The sequence below is a fragment of the Paenibacillus sp. GYB003 genome, assembly GCF_036577625.1.
In the GTDB taxonomy this organism is placed as follows: Bacteria; Bacillota; Bacilli; order Paenibacillales; family NBRC-103111; genus Paenibacillus_AB.
Genome location: NZ_JARBDC010000066.1, coordinates 102,962 through 121,028, shown reverse-complemented (window position 1 = coordinate 121,028; position 18,067 = coordinate 102,962). Strand labels below are relative to the sequence as shown.

The window sequence follows — 18,067 nt, the reverse complement described above, 5'->3', positions numbered from 1 at the left end:
TACTTGGGATAAGCTGACTTAGGAGGAGATACTTTGAGTTACGTGCAGGATTTATTGGAGGAGCTGCATAGGGAGGCGCTTTCTACTCGCCGCCTTATGGAGCGCATTCCGGAAGCTTATCTGGCATGGAAGCCGCATGCCAAATCGATGTCGCTTGGGCAATTGGCTTTGCATACGGCGGGATTGCCCGGAGAGTTGGCCGTGCTGCTGAATGCCCCGGTTCGCGAAGTGCCGACCGTGCCTCTTCCGGAAGCAGGATCCGTTTCGGAGATTTTTGCCGTGTTGGAGGAACAACTGGCCAAAGCGGAGGATATCCTTCGTTCATGGGGAGACGAGGGGCTTCGCGAGAGCTTTAAATGGACAGTTCAAGGCGCAGTCGTTTCCGAGACGTCCCGTTTCGAGCAGGTACGTTCGGTACTTCTCAATCACGGGTATCACCATCGAGGACAGTTGACGGTCTATCTTCGGCTGCTCGATGTGCCGGTTCCGGGCCTTTACGGCCCCAGTGCCGATGAGTGAACGTGTGCTTGGAAGCCGCCGGCAACCGAAAGTAACGCTCCAATCGTAATAACCGATTGGATTGAGGCTGCCGAAACGATTCGGCAGCCTCGCGACGTTAATGGGCAGGCTAGGTTGATTAATGGCAGAAAAATTATTTTCAGGATTGTTTCGATTAGTTTATGCGGTCAATCCATAGCGCAGTTGTACGACTCCCCCTCCAAGGGGCTTGCAGTCCAGCAACTGCACATGCTTATAGCGGTAGTTATCTCTGTCGATTAAAAGGTTTAACCCTTTGCCTTCCATCACAGGCGCTACATTGAAAATCACTTCGTCTACGAGTCCTTTGCCTAGAAACGAATTGTGGATATCCGCACCGCCGCTAATGAGAGCGGTTTGATGGCCTTTTCGCTGCAAATAGCTCAAGGCTTCCTCCGGCGAACTCACAACCGTTACTCCCGGAATTTCCGAGGCGCTTGTTGAAACTAAGACGATATCGATGTCGGCAAAGGGTCCTGGACCGCCGTTGCCGCGCATGCCTTCGAAAGTTCGACGCCCCACAATGAAATTCCCTGCAGCTTTAGCATGTATCGCGAAGTCGTCCAACGCTTCTTTTTTCGGTGGATTTTCAGGTCCGGATTGCGCGTAATTGCCGTTGGCGGTTAAAGTTGCCCATAAAATAGTTTTCATAGTAAGACTCCTCCTTATGTTCTATTCAGTCATTGTTGGATTGATATGGATCCTCCTCCGAATCTAATTCAAGCGGTCTTTTCCATTAGAGTCCCTCCTCTCTGCCGCTTTTTATGACTTATTTCCACCTCTTGATTTACATAGTAAGCGACCTATTGTACATTTGAAAAGTAGTTACATTAATGTGCAATAGTTTCAAAAAATGAACTAAGGAGCGATTATGATGATGGATCGATCCTGTCCTGGCGTCGTTGAACCTATCCTGGAGCTTTTAGATGGAAAATGGACGCTTCTTCTCTTGTTCGAATTGTTTAATGGAACCCGGCGTTTCGGGGAATTGCGCCGTAAGCTGCAGCCCATCAGTCCGAAAACTTTGACAGATCGCCTTCGTCTGTTAGAAGAGAAAGGGATCGTCACTCGTACTCTGTACCCGGGCGTACCGCTCCATGTCGAATATGAACTTACTGAGTGCGGGAAAGGTCTGCAGCCGATATTTGTGGCCATGTGGACGTGGACTCAGGAATATGGCGCCTATCTACGGAAAGAGACGGATGAGGCACAAAAGGTCTGATTGTCTTGAAAAATATTTGGTACTGTAAGCCTCAGGCCAAAAAGATTGTTATACTAACGATAGCTGAATAAATCCAATTACGACGGCAGCCGGCCAGAATGATCGGCTGCCCTTATTCATTTAACGGGCAATTACGCTAAAATGCTTCTACCCGCAGATAGAAGCTCCGCCTATATCCCGCAAAAACGTTTGCCAATGCTCATGATGAGCAATTGGAGACAGGATTATTTAATCGGCTTGCAGACGAATTGGAAAAATTGCAATGTATTGAGCTAACGGATTATGATTGCTTGAATAAATACAACACGAAGTAGGGGCTGCGAGGTATAAAAAAAAATTTACGAAACGCATGTTAGATTTCTCCTGCAATTGGCGTCAATCGAAATAGGGCCGATTCGAACGAATGTACGAGCTCGTCCAATAATCGCGCGTTTGCCCGTCCGAAGTTAATCCCGAAGCGGAAGACGCAGGCAAGGAATGCAGAACAATTAAAAAAGGAGAGGTAGAATATGCTGAGCAAAAAAACGAATCATGCGGATATTATCGGTTACTGCTGCATGAGATTTCCGGTCTCGGATTTGAAAAAGTCGGTTGATTTTTATTGTAATGTGTTGGGCTATGAATTGAATTCGGCAGATTATCAATTTGGAGAGGCACATGTTGCATTGAAAAATGGAAATGGTCCGGGTATTTTTTTGATGGAAACCAAACCGGAAGATGTCACCCATTTGAAGTTCGTATTTCCTCGTTCGTTCTGGATCACAGACAGTGCGAGGCAGGTGACGATGGTTGAAATGTTAACGAATGATTTGCTTGCTTTGCATGAACGGATTAAACAAGCCGGAGCCCATATTGATAAAGAACCTGTATTTACCGACGATTTCGGTTATTTCACCTTTTATGATCCGGACGGTCACTATATTCGGGCTGTCGAAGAAAGAGGCGTGTTTTTCGACTTGAAACAAAGAATGAGTTCAACACTCCAACGGGATCTGACCGAGCATGAAAATCAGTTGCTTTGGGGGTTGTGCGAAAAAGCAAGCGTTGAACAGCAAAAGTTTCTCGCCTCCATCATCTCGGAAATTCGAGGTTCTTGAGCGGAAGTCGCAAAACAGCATGAAATAGATTTACAATTATCGTGTATGGTTAAAGACGGAGCTAGGCTGCCGATCCATGTCGGCAGCCTAGCCTTAGTTGGAGATTGAACTATCGTTTCCGTTAGCTTAACAAACTGGTGTAGAGTCGTCTGTTTCCTTCGCTCATCGTATTGACCTCCTGCTCCACAAGCAGTCAACGAACGGGCGTGTAGCGGAGCAGCACGACGCCGGAACCGAAAGGTTTGGTCCCGGTCAGCTTCAGATTCAGTCGATCACGAATTCCCCCCAACAATTGGGGACCACGTCCGGCAACGATGGGCTGTACCAGGAAGTGATACTCATCCACCAATCCCAGTTGTGCCAGGGTGGAACCGAGGCCGGGACCGCCGTTAACGAGTAAGCTCTTCCCTTCTGCCATAAGCTGTGGCACCTCCTCGGAAACGGGCCCCTTCAATAAGAAAGAGTTCTGCCACGACACTTGATCCAGCGTCCGCGAGACCACGTACTTGGGTTTCCGATCGAGCTTGCGTGCGAAGTCGACCAGGAATTGAGGTCCGGAGCCGCTGCTGGCTATGGCTGGCCAGGCACTTTCCATCAACTGATAGATTTTGCGTCCAAAAAGCAGACCGTCGGACTGGTCCATCATGTCTACCGAATACCGGTGGAGCTCTTCATCCGCAATCACTTGCGTATGGTCACAGCAACCGTCCAGTGTCACATTCATCTGCAGGATTAAACGACCCATCTTCAACCTCCTCTCTGTCTATATGTTATCATCCAACAGCAGGCCCGGTTTCTCATGGATTGCTAATGTGTACAGTCCGGGTCCGACCGAATGTAACTTTAGTTTAACGGAGGAGCGGAAGGAATTGAGGTTGCCCAAGCAGACGGAGTAAAGTTCGGTCGTCCGAAGGTCGAGATCGATGCAGCATTCGTCCAAGTCTACGATGATTGGATGAATGGGGCAATAACGGCTATGGCTGCAATGTAGAAATTGAGTATGAAGCATAGAACATGCTATAGGCGGGTCTGAGAACCATTGTCCTCCTTGAACGAACGGGCAGGGTAACTCAAATAATCAATGATGAAGCCAAATTCCTCGCCGTAATCGGATGATCGTTGTTCTTCGATTCCGACCGAGTCGATCTGCACATTCGTCCCTTCTGTGTCTCTCAAGAGCCCATGATCTCGACACTAGTCAGCTATGGTCGAAACCTGTCCGAAGCGTGCTGGGGGGTGTTTGGGATTTATGCACCGTTACCGCGGCGATATGCTAGCGGGGATTTGCCGTAATACAGCCGGAACGCTTTCGTAAACGAATAGATTTCCGCATAGCCGACGCACTGAGCGATATCCGTTACGGAGAGCGACGTGCCGACAAGCAGCTCGGCGGCTTTATTCATTCGTAGCCGCTGCAAGTAATGGCGGGGCGTCATTCCCATCGCTTTGGTGAATATTTCCGAGAAATGCGATCGATGAACCCCGGCATATTGGGCCGCTTCGTCTACCGTAATGCCTCGCGTATAATGGCTGTTCATAAAATCGAGGGCATATTGCAGCCAATGGCGCGAAGAGGGAGCGGAGCCGGTTGAGTGCGCATTCGCCTGGAGCTCGCCGAACAGACGGTAGACGGTGCCGATCAGGTCGTAATAGTCGCTTTTGTTTGCGCTGGACGCGGTTCTGGGCTTGCGAAGCGACTGCAGGATCATTTGCATCAGATGCTCGACGGATCGCGTCACCAGTTGCCTGCGGTAAGGGCGTTCCTTGCTCAAGCCGATGCCCTCCATTACCGCGGCAGCCTGGGGGCCATTGAGGATCAGCCAATATTTTTGCGGCAGGGACTGCGGATCGCACACTTTGTACGTACACCGTTCATGCGGAAACATACAGAACACATCCTCTTTATGCAATTCCACAACCTCTTTGTTGTAAGCATACTGCATCGTGCCGCCGGTTAAAAAATGCAAACAATAGTTGCCATAAGCCTTCGGACCGGCAATATAGTTCGGTTTGGCCATCATTCGTCCGGCAATAAAAGGAACGAGTCCTGCGTTCAGCTCCATTCCGGAAGGAACATAGAATAATCTTTCAGCCAACTCCATCTCGCCATCCTTCATGCCGCTCATATAGCTTCCCTCCCTCTGAAAATCTCTCGGTAAAAACCCGACAAATGGATCAATGTAACTACATTGCGACATTCCCGAAAATACCGCTTCTCTGTATAATGATTCGTGGGAAAAGCCGTTAACCGATGCTTATCGCCGGACAAAATCACAAAAGTTTACCATCTATTATAAAGGGAGTAATGTTCATTGTGAAGAAAACTTCGCTTGTTATTGTAAGCGCTACGATCGCGGCCATGCTGTTCGGCGGCTGCGCCGGCAAAGGAGGGGCGGGTCAAGCCGGGCAATTTTTTCCATTCCAAACAACGGATACATCGACGGCGGTTCGAAATCATGGGAGCGGTTTTATAAAGAAAAGACGTTGGCGATGGAAGCGACGGTCAACCTGTTTCTGCGTCTGAAGGACGTTCCCGACCTGAATTGGGACGTCGTCCAGTTCCCGAGCTATAACGATAAGCCGAATACTTACGGGAAATACGATCTGCACCTGATCATTCCGATGAAAACAAGCAAGCATCCGGATGACCAGATGCGTGCGATGGAAGTGTTCTTCTCCGATGAAATTCAGACAAAAATGGTGCGCCAGACGGCCCGCGTGACTACATTGAAGGATCCGAAGTACGCCAAAGATTTCGGCCAGGACGTACCCCAGTTCAGAGACAAAAACATCGCCGGCATATTCAAGAGCAAACCGGCCCCGGCTCCGGCGTATTCGAAATACCACTCCAAGGCCGACAGCCTGCTGAACGCGGAATTCGTCAAAGTGATGAAAGGCCAGAAGGACGTTAATACTGCGCTGCGGGATGCGGAGGAGCAAATTCAGCAGTACATCAAATCGGAGAAAGCGAAGTAGATCCGGTAAAACAGGACAGGTTACCCATATTCAAGCCGCTTTGGATGCGGAAGGGAGTGCGAACGATATCATGCCCGATCGAGACGAATCGAAGGAACGCGGTGCCGTCAGCCGAAGAACGGTCTTGTCGGCACTCGGCGCCGCCGGTACGGCGCTGCTCGCCGGAGGCTGGCTTGGTTCCGCCGTTAAACAGGCTCAAGCGGCGCAATCCGTTACCGACGTTGTATACGGGAACGACAATGCCTTGCTGAAAAAGCACAAAGACGACTCGGGAGTAAGCGTATTCAATGTCAAAGACTTCGGAGCGCACGGCAACGGAGCGGCTGACGATGCGCAGGCGATCCAAGCGGCTCTGGATTACGCTTACTCGGCTGGCGGGGGCACGGTTTACGTTCCCGACGGCGTTTACCCGATTCAATCCACGTTGAGCATATTTTCCCATACGCGACTCGTGCTTTCAAGCAAAGCGACGATTCGCCGGGATAGTACGGCCGTGAAGCCCATGCTCATGAACGGGCGACGAGGTCAGGATACGGGAGCCGGATTTACCGGCCACGGAGATATCGAAATTTGCGGGGGCACGTGGGACGGAAATTCGGCGGCCTACCCGACGCAGTTCCCGCATATGTCGTTCGCGCATGCCGAAAGATTGATTATTCGCGATACGCGGATTATCCGCAATGTAAACGATCATCATATCGAGATCAATTCCACGAACGGCTGCCAAATTCGCAACGTCTGGTTCGAAGGGTATTTGCGCACGTCGAGGGAAGCCGAAGCCGTGCAGATCGATTTGGCGACGAAGGAAAGCTTTCCGCATTTCGGCCCTTGGGACAATACGCCGTGCAATAATGTGCTGATCGACGGCTGCACGTTTATGGAATGTTGCCGCGGCGTCGGAAGCCATTCGTCTTTGGAAGGATACAACCACAGCCATATCCGGATTACGAACTGCCATTTCGAGAACATCTCCGACAATGCGATCTTCGCCCGAAACTATGATCAGCTGGTCGTCGCCGGCAATACGTTTTACGAGTGCGTGTCCGGGATCGACGTTTCCTCCAGATCCGGCAAAACGTACAACGTCACGATCGCCGACAATGTGCTGAAAAACATTCGTCCGAAAAGCGATTGGGGGGCCATTCGGGTGTATACCCCTACGGATATGGCAAAAGCCGGCGGCCGCATCTGCAACATCGTCATCAGCGGCAACGTGATCGAGAACGTGTTCGGCCCCGTGGGCATCCATGCGAATCAAATTTCGCGCCTCACGATCGGCGGCAATATAGTCCGCAACGTCGGCGAGGGCGGCACGGGCCGGGGGATTTATGTCGGGTATGGCCAGGAAGGTGTCGTCATACGGGGCAATCAAGTGTCGCTTTGTACGGAACGGGGCATCGCCGTAGCGAACTCGGGGGGGCCTGTCGGCATTGCCGGCAACGTCGTATCGGAAACCGCGTCGCACGGGATTCATATGGACAACTGCCGGAATGTGGCGTGCGACGGCAATACCGTGTCCAATGCCGGACGGGGTGGCATCGGCAATGGCATCTATGTCCTCAGCATCCGCGACTCGCAGGTTACGAACAATATCGTGACGAACTGCGCGGAGAACGGTATCAATGTCAAGAATGGCGCAGATTGCAGCATCAAGCATAACCTTCTGACCGGTGTGCCTCTAAAAATTTCGACGAACAACCAAAGGCACGCCGTCGAAGGCAATACCATCCGAAGAGGCGACCGTTCCATGGCGGAAGGCATCGTTGTGGCGGCTTCGGCGGAGGCGGTTCTGCTCGCCGGCAACGACTTGCGGTTGTCCGGCACTTCCGCCGCAATCGTCGATGACGGCACAGGGACGATCATCTCGGTTCAAGCCGAACGAACCGCCGACAGTACCGAACTATCATGTAACGGCACAGGCTTGATTGTTAATGGAAACGCAAACACTTCCTCCTCGGAGGAACGTGTTTGCGTTTCTCCTCTATTTGTGGGTTTGTATGATGAAACAATCGGATCGGCTGCGAAAACGAGCGCATCCGAATAAGACTGTTGAGCATACGCGGGCCGCGGGCAAATTTTTCGCCGGCCAAACCGGTTGGCGGCGACGTCCCGGTACAACGCGACCATCCGGGAGGAGTTTATCGGGCTACAGTGGCGAAACGTCTTAGTTAAACCGCTTGATCATCATTTTCCTGTAATGGCCGGGGCTAGCGCCGTACAGCGATTTGAAAAAGCGGATAAACGGAAACGGCTGTTCATAGCCGACCCGATTTGCGATTTCATGGATCGTCAAATCGGAAGTAGCCAGCAACGATTGCGCTTTCTTATACCGCTGCGATTGAATATATTGCAACGGAGAAACGCCGAACGCCTCTTGGAACTCTTTATGGAAATGCGAGGTAGAGATGAACATCAGGCCGGCTAACTGGGATATGATAATTTTCTCATTCAGATGGTTTTCGATATAATCGAGTACCGGCTGGAAACGCTGAAGCTTGCTGATTTTCTCAATGCCCCCGGATTTGTAGCGAGAAAATGACATGACTAGCTCCAGCACGACGTACATAAGCTGCTTCACAAGGCTGGCTGCGCGCAGAAGCTCGCCGGGATCAGACTGCTCAGTATGAACAAGCTCGCAAATTTGCGTTTGCAGCCTCCTTACCTCGTTTCCAATGGATACAGGGGATACATAAGGAACATCGAGCAGATCGAGCAGCGGAAAATGTTCAAATACAGTGAAATTGAAATTCAGCCAGTGCGAGACGATATCGCGGTCGACCAGCTGCAACGTGTAAGGCTGATTGGCCGGAATATACAGCGCTTGCCCCGGATTTACGATAAACGTTTCATGCTCCAACGTAATTCGTACAGGCCCGTCGGTAATTTGAGTCAGCAGCGCCCACGGCTGGACGCGAATGGACGTGTAGTAGCTTTTGCCGTGATGCGCGCCTAACGTGGAAGTCCCGCATTCGAATTCGGACAGCCTCAGTGTCGTGAGCAAATGAACGAGGCGGAAAGCATCTGGCGAACCTTGCATACGAGTCCCTTCCTTTACCGATGCTGTACGCGGTGTCATGCTACCATTATAGGGGGTATTGGGTCGCAGTCAATACGCATCTTGCAGACGTTTCGAAAGTGCAGAGGATATGTGTACTCGACTGCACAATCCGTGCTTTTTGTCCGAAGGTCCATGTGTGATAATGGCTTTGCAACGCGATGGGCGATTGAGTGGGCGATAAGGCGATGGGCAAGGAAGGGAGCATACGCATGACAAACATAGTGAAGGCCGGTCATTTTTGGAGGTGGAGAGATTTTGCGGGCGCGTGATTCGGCTTTTGTGCGTTCGAAAGACAACGTCGTACAGAGCCGAATTTGAGCACGCAAGCTGCTTGGCGAAGACGGCGCTATACAGCGAAAATAGTTCAAGGATTTGCTTCTTTTCTTGATGTAAGCGCTGCCAAATTCTGGCGGGAGGAATTGCAGCCCGATTTGACGCTTCTTCCGCTTGCCCCGTTGGATGGAGTCCAGGAAGGTAAGCGAAACGATACGACATTGTTACAAAATTGCAGGACCATGTTTCAAGCAATCCAATTTATTCAATGGGGTGGGTATAAATGAAAAAATGGAACCGTGCAGCGTTAGCTGCTGCGATGGCCATTGTTTTGCTGACGGCCGGATGCGGCGGCGGGAAGGAAAGCGGCGCGAAAACAGAAGGGACGGCCACACCTGGCAGCAATAAGCCTGCGGAACCGGCGAAGCCGGTCAAGCTGCTCGTCGTCACGCCCCAGGGCGGCAACATGGAATGGTTTATGACTCGATACGGCAGTCAGATTCAGAAAAAATATCCCCACTATGAGTTTGAAGTGGTGGAGAGCGTCGGAAACAATGTGCAAAATCTCGTTATCGAGCAGCGCAAAGTCGATCTGATCCTTTCCTCCGTTAACAATTACCGTGCCAGCCTGCTCGATCTGTACGGCGGCGATATCTCGGATCTGATCGCGAAGCAAAAGTACGATCTCGGCCGACTGGAGCCTTCTTATATAGAAGCGGCGAAGGTGGACGGGAAAAACCAGAACGGCTTGCCTTTGTACGATTTGCGGCTGACGCTGTATTACAATAAAGATATTTTCGATAAATTCGGCGTGCCTTATTTGAAAAATCATATGGCTTGGGAAGAAGTGGCGGAGGTCGCGACGAAGCTGACGCGCAACGACGGCGGCGTGCAGTACCGCGGATTTGTCGCTAGCCCTAACCCGTTGCTTGTTGTGAATCCGCTTTCTATACCGTATACCGACGAGAAGGGCGAGAAAGCCGTTTTGCAGACCGACCGGTGGAAATCGTGGATTAACACGCTGCTGCCGTTGTATAAAGCGCCGGGCTATGACGCCAAGCTTCTGAACGATGCGCGGAACGTCTTCGTCAAAGAGAAGACAAGCGCCATGTTCCTGGCGTTCAACTCTGACGCTCCGAAGCCTGAGGAGAATGTGAACTGGGACGCGGTCAGCCTGCCGGAGTTGAAAAGCTTGCCGGGCGTCGGCTCGCAGCCATACCCGGTCATTATTACGGTAGCCCCGACGAGCCAGCATCGGGATGAATCGTTCCAAAGCATCGCCCATCTGTTGACCGATGAAGTGCAAACGTCGATCACCTCCGACTTCGCAGCCATTACGCCGTTGAAGAACCAAGCGGTGAAAGAGGCGTTCGGCCGCAACGTGGCGCAATGGAAAGGGAAAAACGTTAGCGCGATCGCTACTTTGAAGCCCGCTGCGCCAGCCCGCGCCGGCGTGTATGATTCGAATGCGGCAGGCGCGCTGAACAGCGCCGTCATGTCCGTCATCGCCGGAGAAACCGATCTGAACTCGGCTCTGCGGACCGCCGAAGAGCAAGCGACCAAGAAGATCGCCGAAGCGATTCAGATGAAAAAGTAACGAATAGTCCTCGCGAAAGACGTCGCAGAGTCCTATGAAAGAAAGAAGCATGATTCTGCTAATACCGATTTCATCTGTGAAAGCAACTATGTTCCCCAAATCAAATGATTTTGATTTGGGGTTTTGACCTAGGCGTCGTTTTGCAGCTAAAGCCCCATCGCCTTCAGCATGCTCAGCGCTTCACGCATCGCGGAGCTCCCGAGTGGAGGGCAGCTTCTGGCCGGGCGTCAGCTTGCCGTTTACGATCTGCTCTTTGATTTGAGCGGATCGGAAAACGATAGGGGAACGAACGATTGCGGGGTTGTGGAATTTTGACCGATATTTTTCAGGAAGTGGCAAGAATTTTATCCTCTTCTCCTATAACATGGAACTTGCTAAAGTCATGCAAGAAAGTGAAGGGGGATCAACGGATGAGGCTCTGGAAACGGATCATGCCGATCGGAGCGGGAGTCACATTGGCTATCATAGCTGCTTGCGGGGAAGGAACCGGTGCCGGACAAACGCAACAGGAAAAAAGGGAAGCGGGACAGGCACAGACGAAAAAAGAACCGGTAGAAATCGTTTTTTATACCAACGTCGGCGACCCGCAGGAAAGCTTCGAGTACCGGTTCGGGGAACTGCTCCGGGCTAAGTTTCCTACCTATACGATTAAGTACATACAGTCCGGACAAGGGGCTACGTTAAACGATTTGCTCACAAATGGTACAAAATTCGATATTTTTTACGCCACAATCGGTAACTACGAATAGGCGATCATCCAGAACGATTTGCAGGTGGATATGACGGATCTGATCAAAAAGCACGGCATCGATCTGAATCGGATCGAGCCGACCGTCGTTCAGGCACTACAGCAGGTGCAAGGCGGTAAAATATTCGCTCTGCCCGTATCGACGGCCAATCTGATTTTATACTACAACAAAGACATCTTCGATAAATTCGGCGTACCGTACCCGGGTGACGACTTAACGTGGGAGCAAACGCTGGACTTATCCAAAAAAATGACCAGGAATGACGGGGGGGCGCAGTATTTCGGGATGGCCGCCTCTTTCATTCACCTGTTCCGAATGAATCCGCTTTCGATCTCGACGGTCGATATGACTTCGTTCAAGCCTACGATTAACAACGACGAGCGCTGGAAAACCTTTTTCAAAACATTTTTTATCGACTCCTCGCAGGAGCCGGGTTATCAGGACTATATTCAGAAGACGAAATCGTTCCCCGGCCTTAATCAGTTCGTTAAGGATCGCAATGTCGCCATGTTCCCTTACTTATCCAGCTTGATCTACGCTTGGCCGACGGAGATGCAAGCCTTCAATTGGGATTGGGCTGCGCTGCCTCATTTCAGCGGCAGTCCGGGAACCGGATCGCAGTCGTATCCCGCCTTCTTCGGTTTGACGAAGCGAAGCGCCCATCCGGACGAAGCGATGGAAGTGCTGAAATATATGATCACGGATGAATTCCAGCTTTCTCTTTCCCAAAAAGGAATTATGCCCGTTGTCAAATCGAAGAACGTAATTGACAGCTTCGGAAAGCAGTCGCCATTCAGCAACCGGAGGATGCAGGCGGTGTTCCAAAACAAGTTCGCGCCCATTTCACCCAAAGCGGTCTACGATGCAGATATTCTCAACATCTATACGAAGTACGCGAATACGGTCAATCAGAATACGATGGACATGAATACGGCGTTTAGCAAAGCGGAGGAGGAAGCGGTTAAGTTTATCGATAATTTCAGCAAGAAGTAATCGGCGAAGCAGTCGTTCTCGTAGCATGCTTTCGATGTTGACAGATGCTTGCTCGCCCTCTACGATGTGGGGGACATGCTGTCTATTTTGGAGGTTGGGGGCGGAATGACGATGACTTCTAGTCCGTACTATTATGAACATATTATGGGGAAGCCTTCTCGCAAAGACGAGTTCGAATTTTATATCGGCATTCATTCTTTCCCGAAAACCGAACTTCATTTTCATCCGTTCGCCGAGTTAACCTTTGTACTGGATGGATGCGGCTACGAGAAAATTAACGGCATTATGCACCGCATGGAACCGGGTACGGTCTCTTTAGTGCTTCCTAATCATATGCACGAATCGAAAAGCGATACCGATCAGACCATTCGCAAATATTGCTGCATGTTCGATATTAACCTGTTGTTCGGATCGTCTTACGATTCCGATTGGTACAGGTGGCTTTATCGGATCGGCTCGCAAATTCCGTCTTACGCCGCTTTTCAGGAGGAAACGGCCGCCAGAGTCGAAGGCATTTTCGCACAGCTCATGGCAGAATACGTCAAACCCGAGCTCATGGGGCATCATAACATGATTCGGAATCAATTATCCGAAGTGCTCATCCTGCTTTTAAGAGAGATCAATAAGGGACCCGGATCCAATTCAGATTGGAATCGGAAGGATCGCAGTCAGCCGTTTTGGCCCGCCCTGCACTATGTGCATGTTCATTTTGCGGACAAGCTGTCTCTGGAATCGGTGGCTGCGCGCTTTCATACAAACTCTACGTACTTAAGCCGCCTCTTCCGGGAAAATACGGGGCTAAGCTTCCTCGAATATTTGCACCGTCTGCGCATCAATAGTGCCGCGACCATGCTGATCCACACGGATAAATCGGTCGCAGACATTACGTTTGAAACCGGATTCGAATCGATACGCACTTTCTCTCGCGTCTTTCGGGAAATGAAGGGGAAGTCGCCGAGAGAGTTTCGCAAAGCCCACCCTTAACCCGCAAGTAAAAACGGGATCGGTTAGCCCAGGAATGCCCCCTCTTTTAAACAAAATATTTGAGGACTCGCTCCGACAATCCAACGAGAGCGGGGAGGGAAACTTTGACTGGGTTAGCGATCACGGTGTGCACCGGTTCGGGAATCGAGAGGTTCCACATACCCGATTTCTTTATTATCGGCTTTTTAGGAAACGTTTCGGTTTATTGATTTATCCACGTTTCAAATTCGTTGAACTGCGGCATGAAAGGTCGCACATAACCAACATGCAGGAGGGTCTGTGTATGAACAAACAAACACGTGCGCTTGTCATCGCGGTATCGGCGGCTCTGATGATGGGCGGTTGCGCCGCCAAAAATGAAGAAGAAGGGGGCAAGGCGGCACCCGCAGACGGTGGGGTGAAGCAGGAAGCGCCCCTCGAGCCGGTTACGCTGAAATTTCATCAGCTCGGCACATATTTTACGCCGGAGGATTTCAACATGCTGCTGGCCGATCCGGTTCATAAAAAATATCCACACATCACGCTCGAAATGATCAATTCCCAGAACGATATGGCCAAATTGCTCGCTATGGGGGAAACGGTCGACTTTCTGGTGACGTATAACGGGCGGCTCGCCCCGCATAAAGATTTGAACGTTCTCGAAGATATAACCCCGCTCGCCAAAAAACATAATTTCGATCTGACCCGCTTCGACCCGGGCGCGCTGGACGCGCTGAAGTCGGCTTCGGATAAAGGCGAGCTGTATGCCCTCCCCTACGCAGTCAATCTGAACGCGCTCTACTACAATAAGGACATCTTCGACAAGTTCGGCGTCGGGTATCCGTCCGACGGTTTAACCTGGGAAAACGCGATCGAGCTCGGCAAAAAAATCGGCCGCCAGGAAGGGGGCACGCAGTACAGAGGGCTGGAAGTGGACAATTTGGCCCGCCTGCTTTTCCCGCTGTCGCTGAACGTGATCGATCCGAAGACGGATAAGGCTATGGTGAACAGCGACCCGTACAAAACCGCGTTCGAGATCGGCAAATCAATCTATTCGATACCGGGCAACGACTACAAAACGGGGACGGGGGCGATCGACCGCTTCTCCAAAGACCGGAACGTTGCGATGCTAGGAACGGTCAATTTGTTCCTCACCCTGCGGCAAATGCCGGATCTGAACTGGGACCTCGCGCAGTTCCCAAGCTACAAGGAGAAGCCGAATACGTACGGCATGTACGATCTGCACCTGCTTATTCCGATGAAGATGAGCAAATATAAGGACGATCAGATGCGCGTTATGGAAGTGATGTTCTCCGACGAGGTGCAAACCGCGATGGTGCGCAAAACGGCCCGTATCTCTACGCTGAAAGATCCGAAATACAGCCAGCAGTTCGCCCAGGAAATCTCCGAGCTGAAAGGAAAACGGATCGAAGCCGTATTCAAGAGCAAGCCGGCGCCGGCTATGGCTTTCTCGGTGTACTATTCGAACGCGTATGCACTGCTGAACGCCGAATACGAAGCGATGCTGCAAGGGAAGCAGGATACGAACACCGCGCTGCGGACGGCTGAGGAAAAGATCAACCAGCTTATCAAGACGGAAAAAAGCAAATAAGCCAAATTGTAACCGAAAGCGATTTCATTTCGAGCGAGGAGGCTGGCCATGAGTTTAGGTCAAGGGATGAACGTGTTATGGTTTGGAGCGAAGGGTGACGGGGTGTCGGTCGATTCCGACGTCGTCAACGGCTCTTGCAGCAGTTCGCGAACTATCCCATACTTGCTGGGGTTCTTCGATTTTCAAAAATCGGCTTAGATGAGGAGGATAAATAATGACAGGCGCAATTTTAACCGCAATCGGCAAAGCGAAATTAGCCAGTGCAACCTCTGAAAATCAGCTTGAGATTACACATGTCGCCGTTGGTGATGGCAATGGATCATACCCTGTTTTGACTGAAAATAGGGTGGCATTGGCTAACGAAGTTTGGCGTGGTACTGCTTCTACTCCAATTCATGATACGCAGGCACCAAATACATTGATGTTTGAGGCAGCTATTCCACCAGATGTTGGCGGCTTTACTATTCGAGAGATTGCTGTTTTTGACAGATCGGGTGCAATGATTGCAATCGGGCATGTTGACCCTGCGAAGCCGAAACCACTGCCGACGCAGTCAATTGGCATCCATATGACCGTGCGTATCGTTATCGCACTGGCAAATGCTGCTGATACCAATCTTATTTTACAAACAGAAAAGATGGAGCAGCAAGCGGGGAAAGGGTTGGAACAGGAACAGTTGGAGGAGCCCGTCACCCATGTAAGCCGCAGAAAGCTGCTGACTGCCTTCGGCATGGCCGGTGCGGCCTTAGCCGCGGGCAGCATGCTCCCGGGATCGGTAACGGCTTACGGGAAAGAGGGTTTATCGGTTGCCGGTACCGTATACGAAGGGTCTAACGGCAAGGACAAAATTCCCCCGGGAATAGCGGCGAAGCTTGAGCTTGTAACCCATAACGAGCTGGCAGGTCGTGATATGGCTGGAGCACATCCGGCGAGCGCGATTTTGGATTCGAGCGGGTTATCGCAGCAGCAGGTTAACGATTACAATCGCTATGTTGATTCCATCTCCGACATGCTGGCAATCATTTCACCGCAAAATGGTATGCGTGTTGCTGTAAAAGGTTATCATTCACCCGACACTTTTACTGAACTTAATCCATATAAGGGTGGTGGTGACTTTATTTGGGATGCTGCAAGTACATCTACAGCAAATGGCGGTACCGTTTTTCAAGTTTCCGGAATTGCTACTGGTCGATGGATTCGCTTAGATTGCTCTGAAGTTACAGTAGAGATGTTCGGCTCAAAAGGTGATGGTGTCTACGATGATCGACCTTCATTCCAAGCTGCTATTAACTACCTGCACGGGCGTGGCGGCGGTGAGTTAGTTGTTCCAAAGCCTATAGTAGAGTACCGCTGGAAATCCTATGATGCCACAAACTCCGCATGTTTAGTTATTCCTGCGCCAACACGAAGCATTTACCTAGATCCTATCTCTATTCGCGGTACGGCTAACTTAACGTCTATTAAAGTGGATTTAGGCACAGGTGTTACCATTGAAGCCGCAATTCTATTGAAAGGCGGCGGTCTGTATAAGAAATTTGAAAACTTATCGGTATGGGGCGGGGCAACCGCAACAGCTCCAAACTGTAATTATGTTCTTAAAGGTTCAGACGCCTATTACCCGAATATGGCTATTCGCCAATGCCAATTCTATGTTGCAAAGAAAGACTGTGTTCGTCTAGCAACCTTTGTGACATTGCTTGAGCAGCTTCAAACGGCTTATTCTCCGCGTGGAATTGTTATCGCAGGACCCGGGGTTAATGATTCGGGTGTATGTACTTCTGTGACATTAAATAGTTGCTATGCTTTAAACCATACAGAGTTCGGTTACTGGTTCGGCGAGTCCACCTATATGACTTTCAACTCCTGTGCAGCAGATCACATCATTAATAACACCGGTAATGGTGTAGTAGCTTATCCGTACTATATTGATATTGCTCGAGGCGTAGCCCTTAATGGTTGCGGTGCTGAAAGTTCTACTCGCATTATGAAAGTCCGTGTTGCACAAGGGTTGAATATTAATGGATTTATGACATTATCAATCGGCAACGCCACAACTCCGCCAGACCACTTAATACGAATTGACGGCGGTTCTTCTACCACAATCTCGGGGTTATGGAATCATAATAAGAAGGGTGCGACTTATGTATTATCGCTGGGGAATACATTCTCTGCTGAAAGCGTCACCATTCTTGACCAGAGTATTTTTGCTACAGAAGTGACTTATTCATCTAATTGGCGATTTGAAAATCCTATCCGATTCCTATTGAATGACTTTTCCAAAAAGACGCAGGATAACACTTTAACAAACACAGGTAATGCCACAACAAACACGACGAATTTAGCAAATTTAACAAGATTAGCTTACGATACGGAGTTAGTTCATGATGTAATTATTCGATTGCCGTCAGGAGATTACGAAATAAACGGAACCGTTTATTTGTGTAATTCAAAAACCCGTGGCGTTGGTAGAGTTCGCTTAATTGGCCATGCAGATGGAACGAGCAGAATTGTGTTTTCCGGTAATGGGGGGATTTCATTTGGAGTTCCAAGCCAACTATCCAGTGTTGGCTTCACTGTGGAACATGTAGAGCTTTACTTAGGACCTGCGATTCATGTTAGTAATAAAGGCGTATTGTTCTATAAAGCAAATGTAGCATTTACAAATGCAAAAATTACATCAGACGATGGGGCTAAACAATATTATTCTGCCGGTCAAGCGACGTTAACTTTGGATAATAACTCAAGAATAACGACGCCGCTGTTTGGTGCAATCGAGGTTGCTTACAGTTATAAAGCTGCTGCCGCTCCAACGAACAGCACAAAATTGCCAGCAGGAACTATATTCAAAGCGTCTGACCCTAATGCAACTCGCATCGGTTGGATTAATACGGCAGACAATGGTGCAAACTGGCTTCCTATGGCGGTTACTTAAGATGAAGCCCTTCGGGGCTTTTTTATCGATAATAAAAGTTTACCTTCATGAAACAACT

At 50.2% G+C, this 18,067-nt stretch carries 16 protein-coding genes; 11 read left to right on the top strand and 5 right to left on the bottom strand.

All coding sequences use genetic code 11. From position 1 onward, the window contains the following. The first annotated feature begins 33 nt into the window (after positions 1 to 33). Positions 34 to 519: a DinB family protein gene (locus tag PV407_RS21205; RefSeq protein WP_442951690.1), complete on the top strand. Its 486-nt coding sequence runs from the start codon at positions 34 to 36 to the stop codon at positions 517 to 519. A gap of 159 nt (positions 520 to 678) precedes the next feature. On the opposite strand, the gene PV407_RS21200 is transcribed toward PV407_RS21205, so the two are convergent. Further along, positions 679 to 1,188: a dihydrofolate reductase family protein gene (locus PV407_RS21200; RefSeq protein WP_332091989.1), complete on the bottom strand. Its 510-nt coding sequence runs from the start codon at positions 1,186 to 1,188 to the stop codon at positions 679 to 681. Positions 1,189 to 1,411: 223 nt separating this feature from the next. On the opposite strand from PV407_RS21200, the gene PV407_RS21195 reads away from it, so the two are divergent. Continuing rightward, positions 1,412 to 1,759, top strand: coding sequence for a winged helix-turn-helix transcriptional regulator (locus PV407_RS21195; protein WP_332091988.1), 348 nt, complete (start codon positions 1,412 to 1,414; stop codon positions 1,757 to 1,759). Between the two features lie 509 nt (positions 1,760 to 2,268). Further along, positions 2,269 to 2,856, top strand: a complete 588-nt coding sequence (locus PV407_RS21190; protein WP_332091987.1) for a VOC family protein — start codon at positions 2,269 to 2,271, stop codon at positions 2,854 to 2,856. A gap of 193 nt (positions 2,857 to 3,049) precedes the next feature. On the opposite strand, the gene PV407_RS21185 is transcribed toward PV407_RS21190, so the two are convergent. Then, on the bottom strand, positions 3,050 to 3,601 hold the full coding sequence (locus PV407_RS21185) for a dihydrofolate reductase family protein (RefSeq protein ID WP_332091986.1): 552 nt from the start codon (positions 3,599 to 3,601) through the stop codon (positions 3,050 to 3,052). A 502-nt stretch (positions 3,602 to 4,103) separates the two neighbouring features. After that, on the bottom strand, positions 4,104 to 4,982 hold the full coding sequence (locus tag PV407_RS21180; RefSeq protein ID WP_332091985.1) for an AraC family transcriptional regulator: 879 nt from the start codon (positions 4,980 to 4,982) through the stop codon (positions 4,104 to 4,106). 364 nt (positions 4,983 to 5,346) lie between these two features. Between PV407_RS21180 and PV407_RS21175 the strand changes: the two genes are divergently transcribed. Both PV407_RS21175 and PV407_RS21170 read left to right on the top strand, forming a co-directional pair. Next, positions 5,347 to 5,832, top strand: a complete 486-nt coding sequence (locus PV407_RS21175; RefSeq protein ID WP_332091984.1) for a hypothetical protein — start codon at positions 5,347 to 5,349, stop codon at positions 5,830 to 5,832. Between the two features lie 70 nt (positions 5,833 to 5,902). Next, positions 5,903 to 7,876, top strand: coding sequence for a right-handed parallel beta-helix repeat-containing protein (locus tag PV407_RS21170; RefSeq protein WP_332091983.1), 1,974 nt, complete (start codon positions 5,903 to 5,905; stop codon positions 7,874 to 7,876). 120 nt (positions 7,877 to 7,996) lie between these two features. On the opposite strand, the gene PV407_RS21165 is transcribed toward PV407_RS21170, so the two are convergent. Continuing rightward, positions 7,997 to 8,869, bottom strand: a complete 873-nt coding sequence (locus PV407_RS21165; RefSeq protein ID WP_332091982.1) for a helix-turn-helix transcriptional regulator — start codon at positions 8,867 to 8,869, stop codon at positions 7,997 to 7,999. Between the two features lie 577 nt (positions 8,870 to 9,446). Here PV407_RS21165 and PV407_RS21160 point away from each other — a divergent pair. Next, on the top strand, positions 9,447 to 10,760 hold the full coding sequence (locus PV407_RS21160; RefSeq protein WP_332091981.1) for an ABC transporter substrate-binding protein: 1,314 nt from the start codon (positions 9,447 to 9,449) through the stop codon (positions 10,758 to 10,760). 180 nt (positions 10,761 to 10,940) lie between these two features. Here the strand turns inward: PV407_RS21160 and PV407_RS29625 are convergent, their stop codons facing one another. Next, positions 10,941 to 11,099, bottom strand: a complete 159-nt coding sequence (locus tag PV407_RS29625) for a GntR family transcriptional regulator (RefSeq protein ID WP_442951689.1) — start codon at positions 11,097 to 11,099, stop codon at positions 10,941 to 10,943. A gap of 71 nt (positions 11,100 to 11,170) precedes the next feature. Between PV407_RS29625 and PV407_RS21155 the strand changes: the two genes are divergently transcribed. The 5 genes from PV407_RS21155 to PV407_RS21135 all read left to right on the top strand — a co-directional run bounded on the left by PV407_RS21155 (position 11,171) and on the right by PV407_RS21135 (position 18,009). Continuing rightward, entirely contained in the window at positions 11,171 to 11,509 is a 339-nt protein-coding gene (locus PV407_RS21155) for a hypothetical protein (protein ID WP_332091980.1), read from the top strand. 30 nt (positions 11,510 to 11,539) lie between these two features. Further along, entirely contained in the window at positions 11,540 to 12,502 is a 963-nt protein-coding gene (locus tag PV407_RS21150) for an ABC transporter substrate-binding protein (RefSeq protein ID WP_332092060.1), read from the top strand. A gap of 75 nt (positions 12,503 to 12,577) precedes the next feature. Continuing rightward, positions 12,578 to 13,486, top strand: a complete 909-nt coding sequence (locus tag PV407_RS21145; RefSeq protein WP_332091979.1) for an AraC family transcriptional regulator — start codon at positions 12,578 to 12,580, stop codon at positions 13,484 to 13,486. Between the two features lie 283 nt (positions 13,487 to 13,769). Then, on the top strand, positions 13,770 to 15,077 hold the full coding sequence (locus PV407_RS21140) for an ABC transporter substrate-binding protein (RefSeq protein ID WP_332091978.1): 1,308 nt from the start codon (positions 13,770 to 13,772) through the stop codon (positions 15,075 to 15,077). Positions 15,078 to 15,291: 214 nt separating this feature from the next. Beyond that, complete coding sequence (locus tag PV407_RS21135) at positions 15,292 to 18,009, top strand: phage tail-collar fiber domain-containing protein (RefSeq protein ID WP_332091977.1); 2,718 nt, start codon at positions 15,292 to 15,294, stop codon at positions 18,007 to 18,009. Positions 18,010 to 18,067 lie beyond the last annotated feature (58 nt).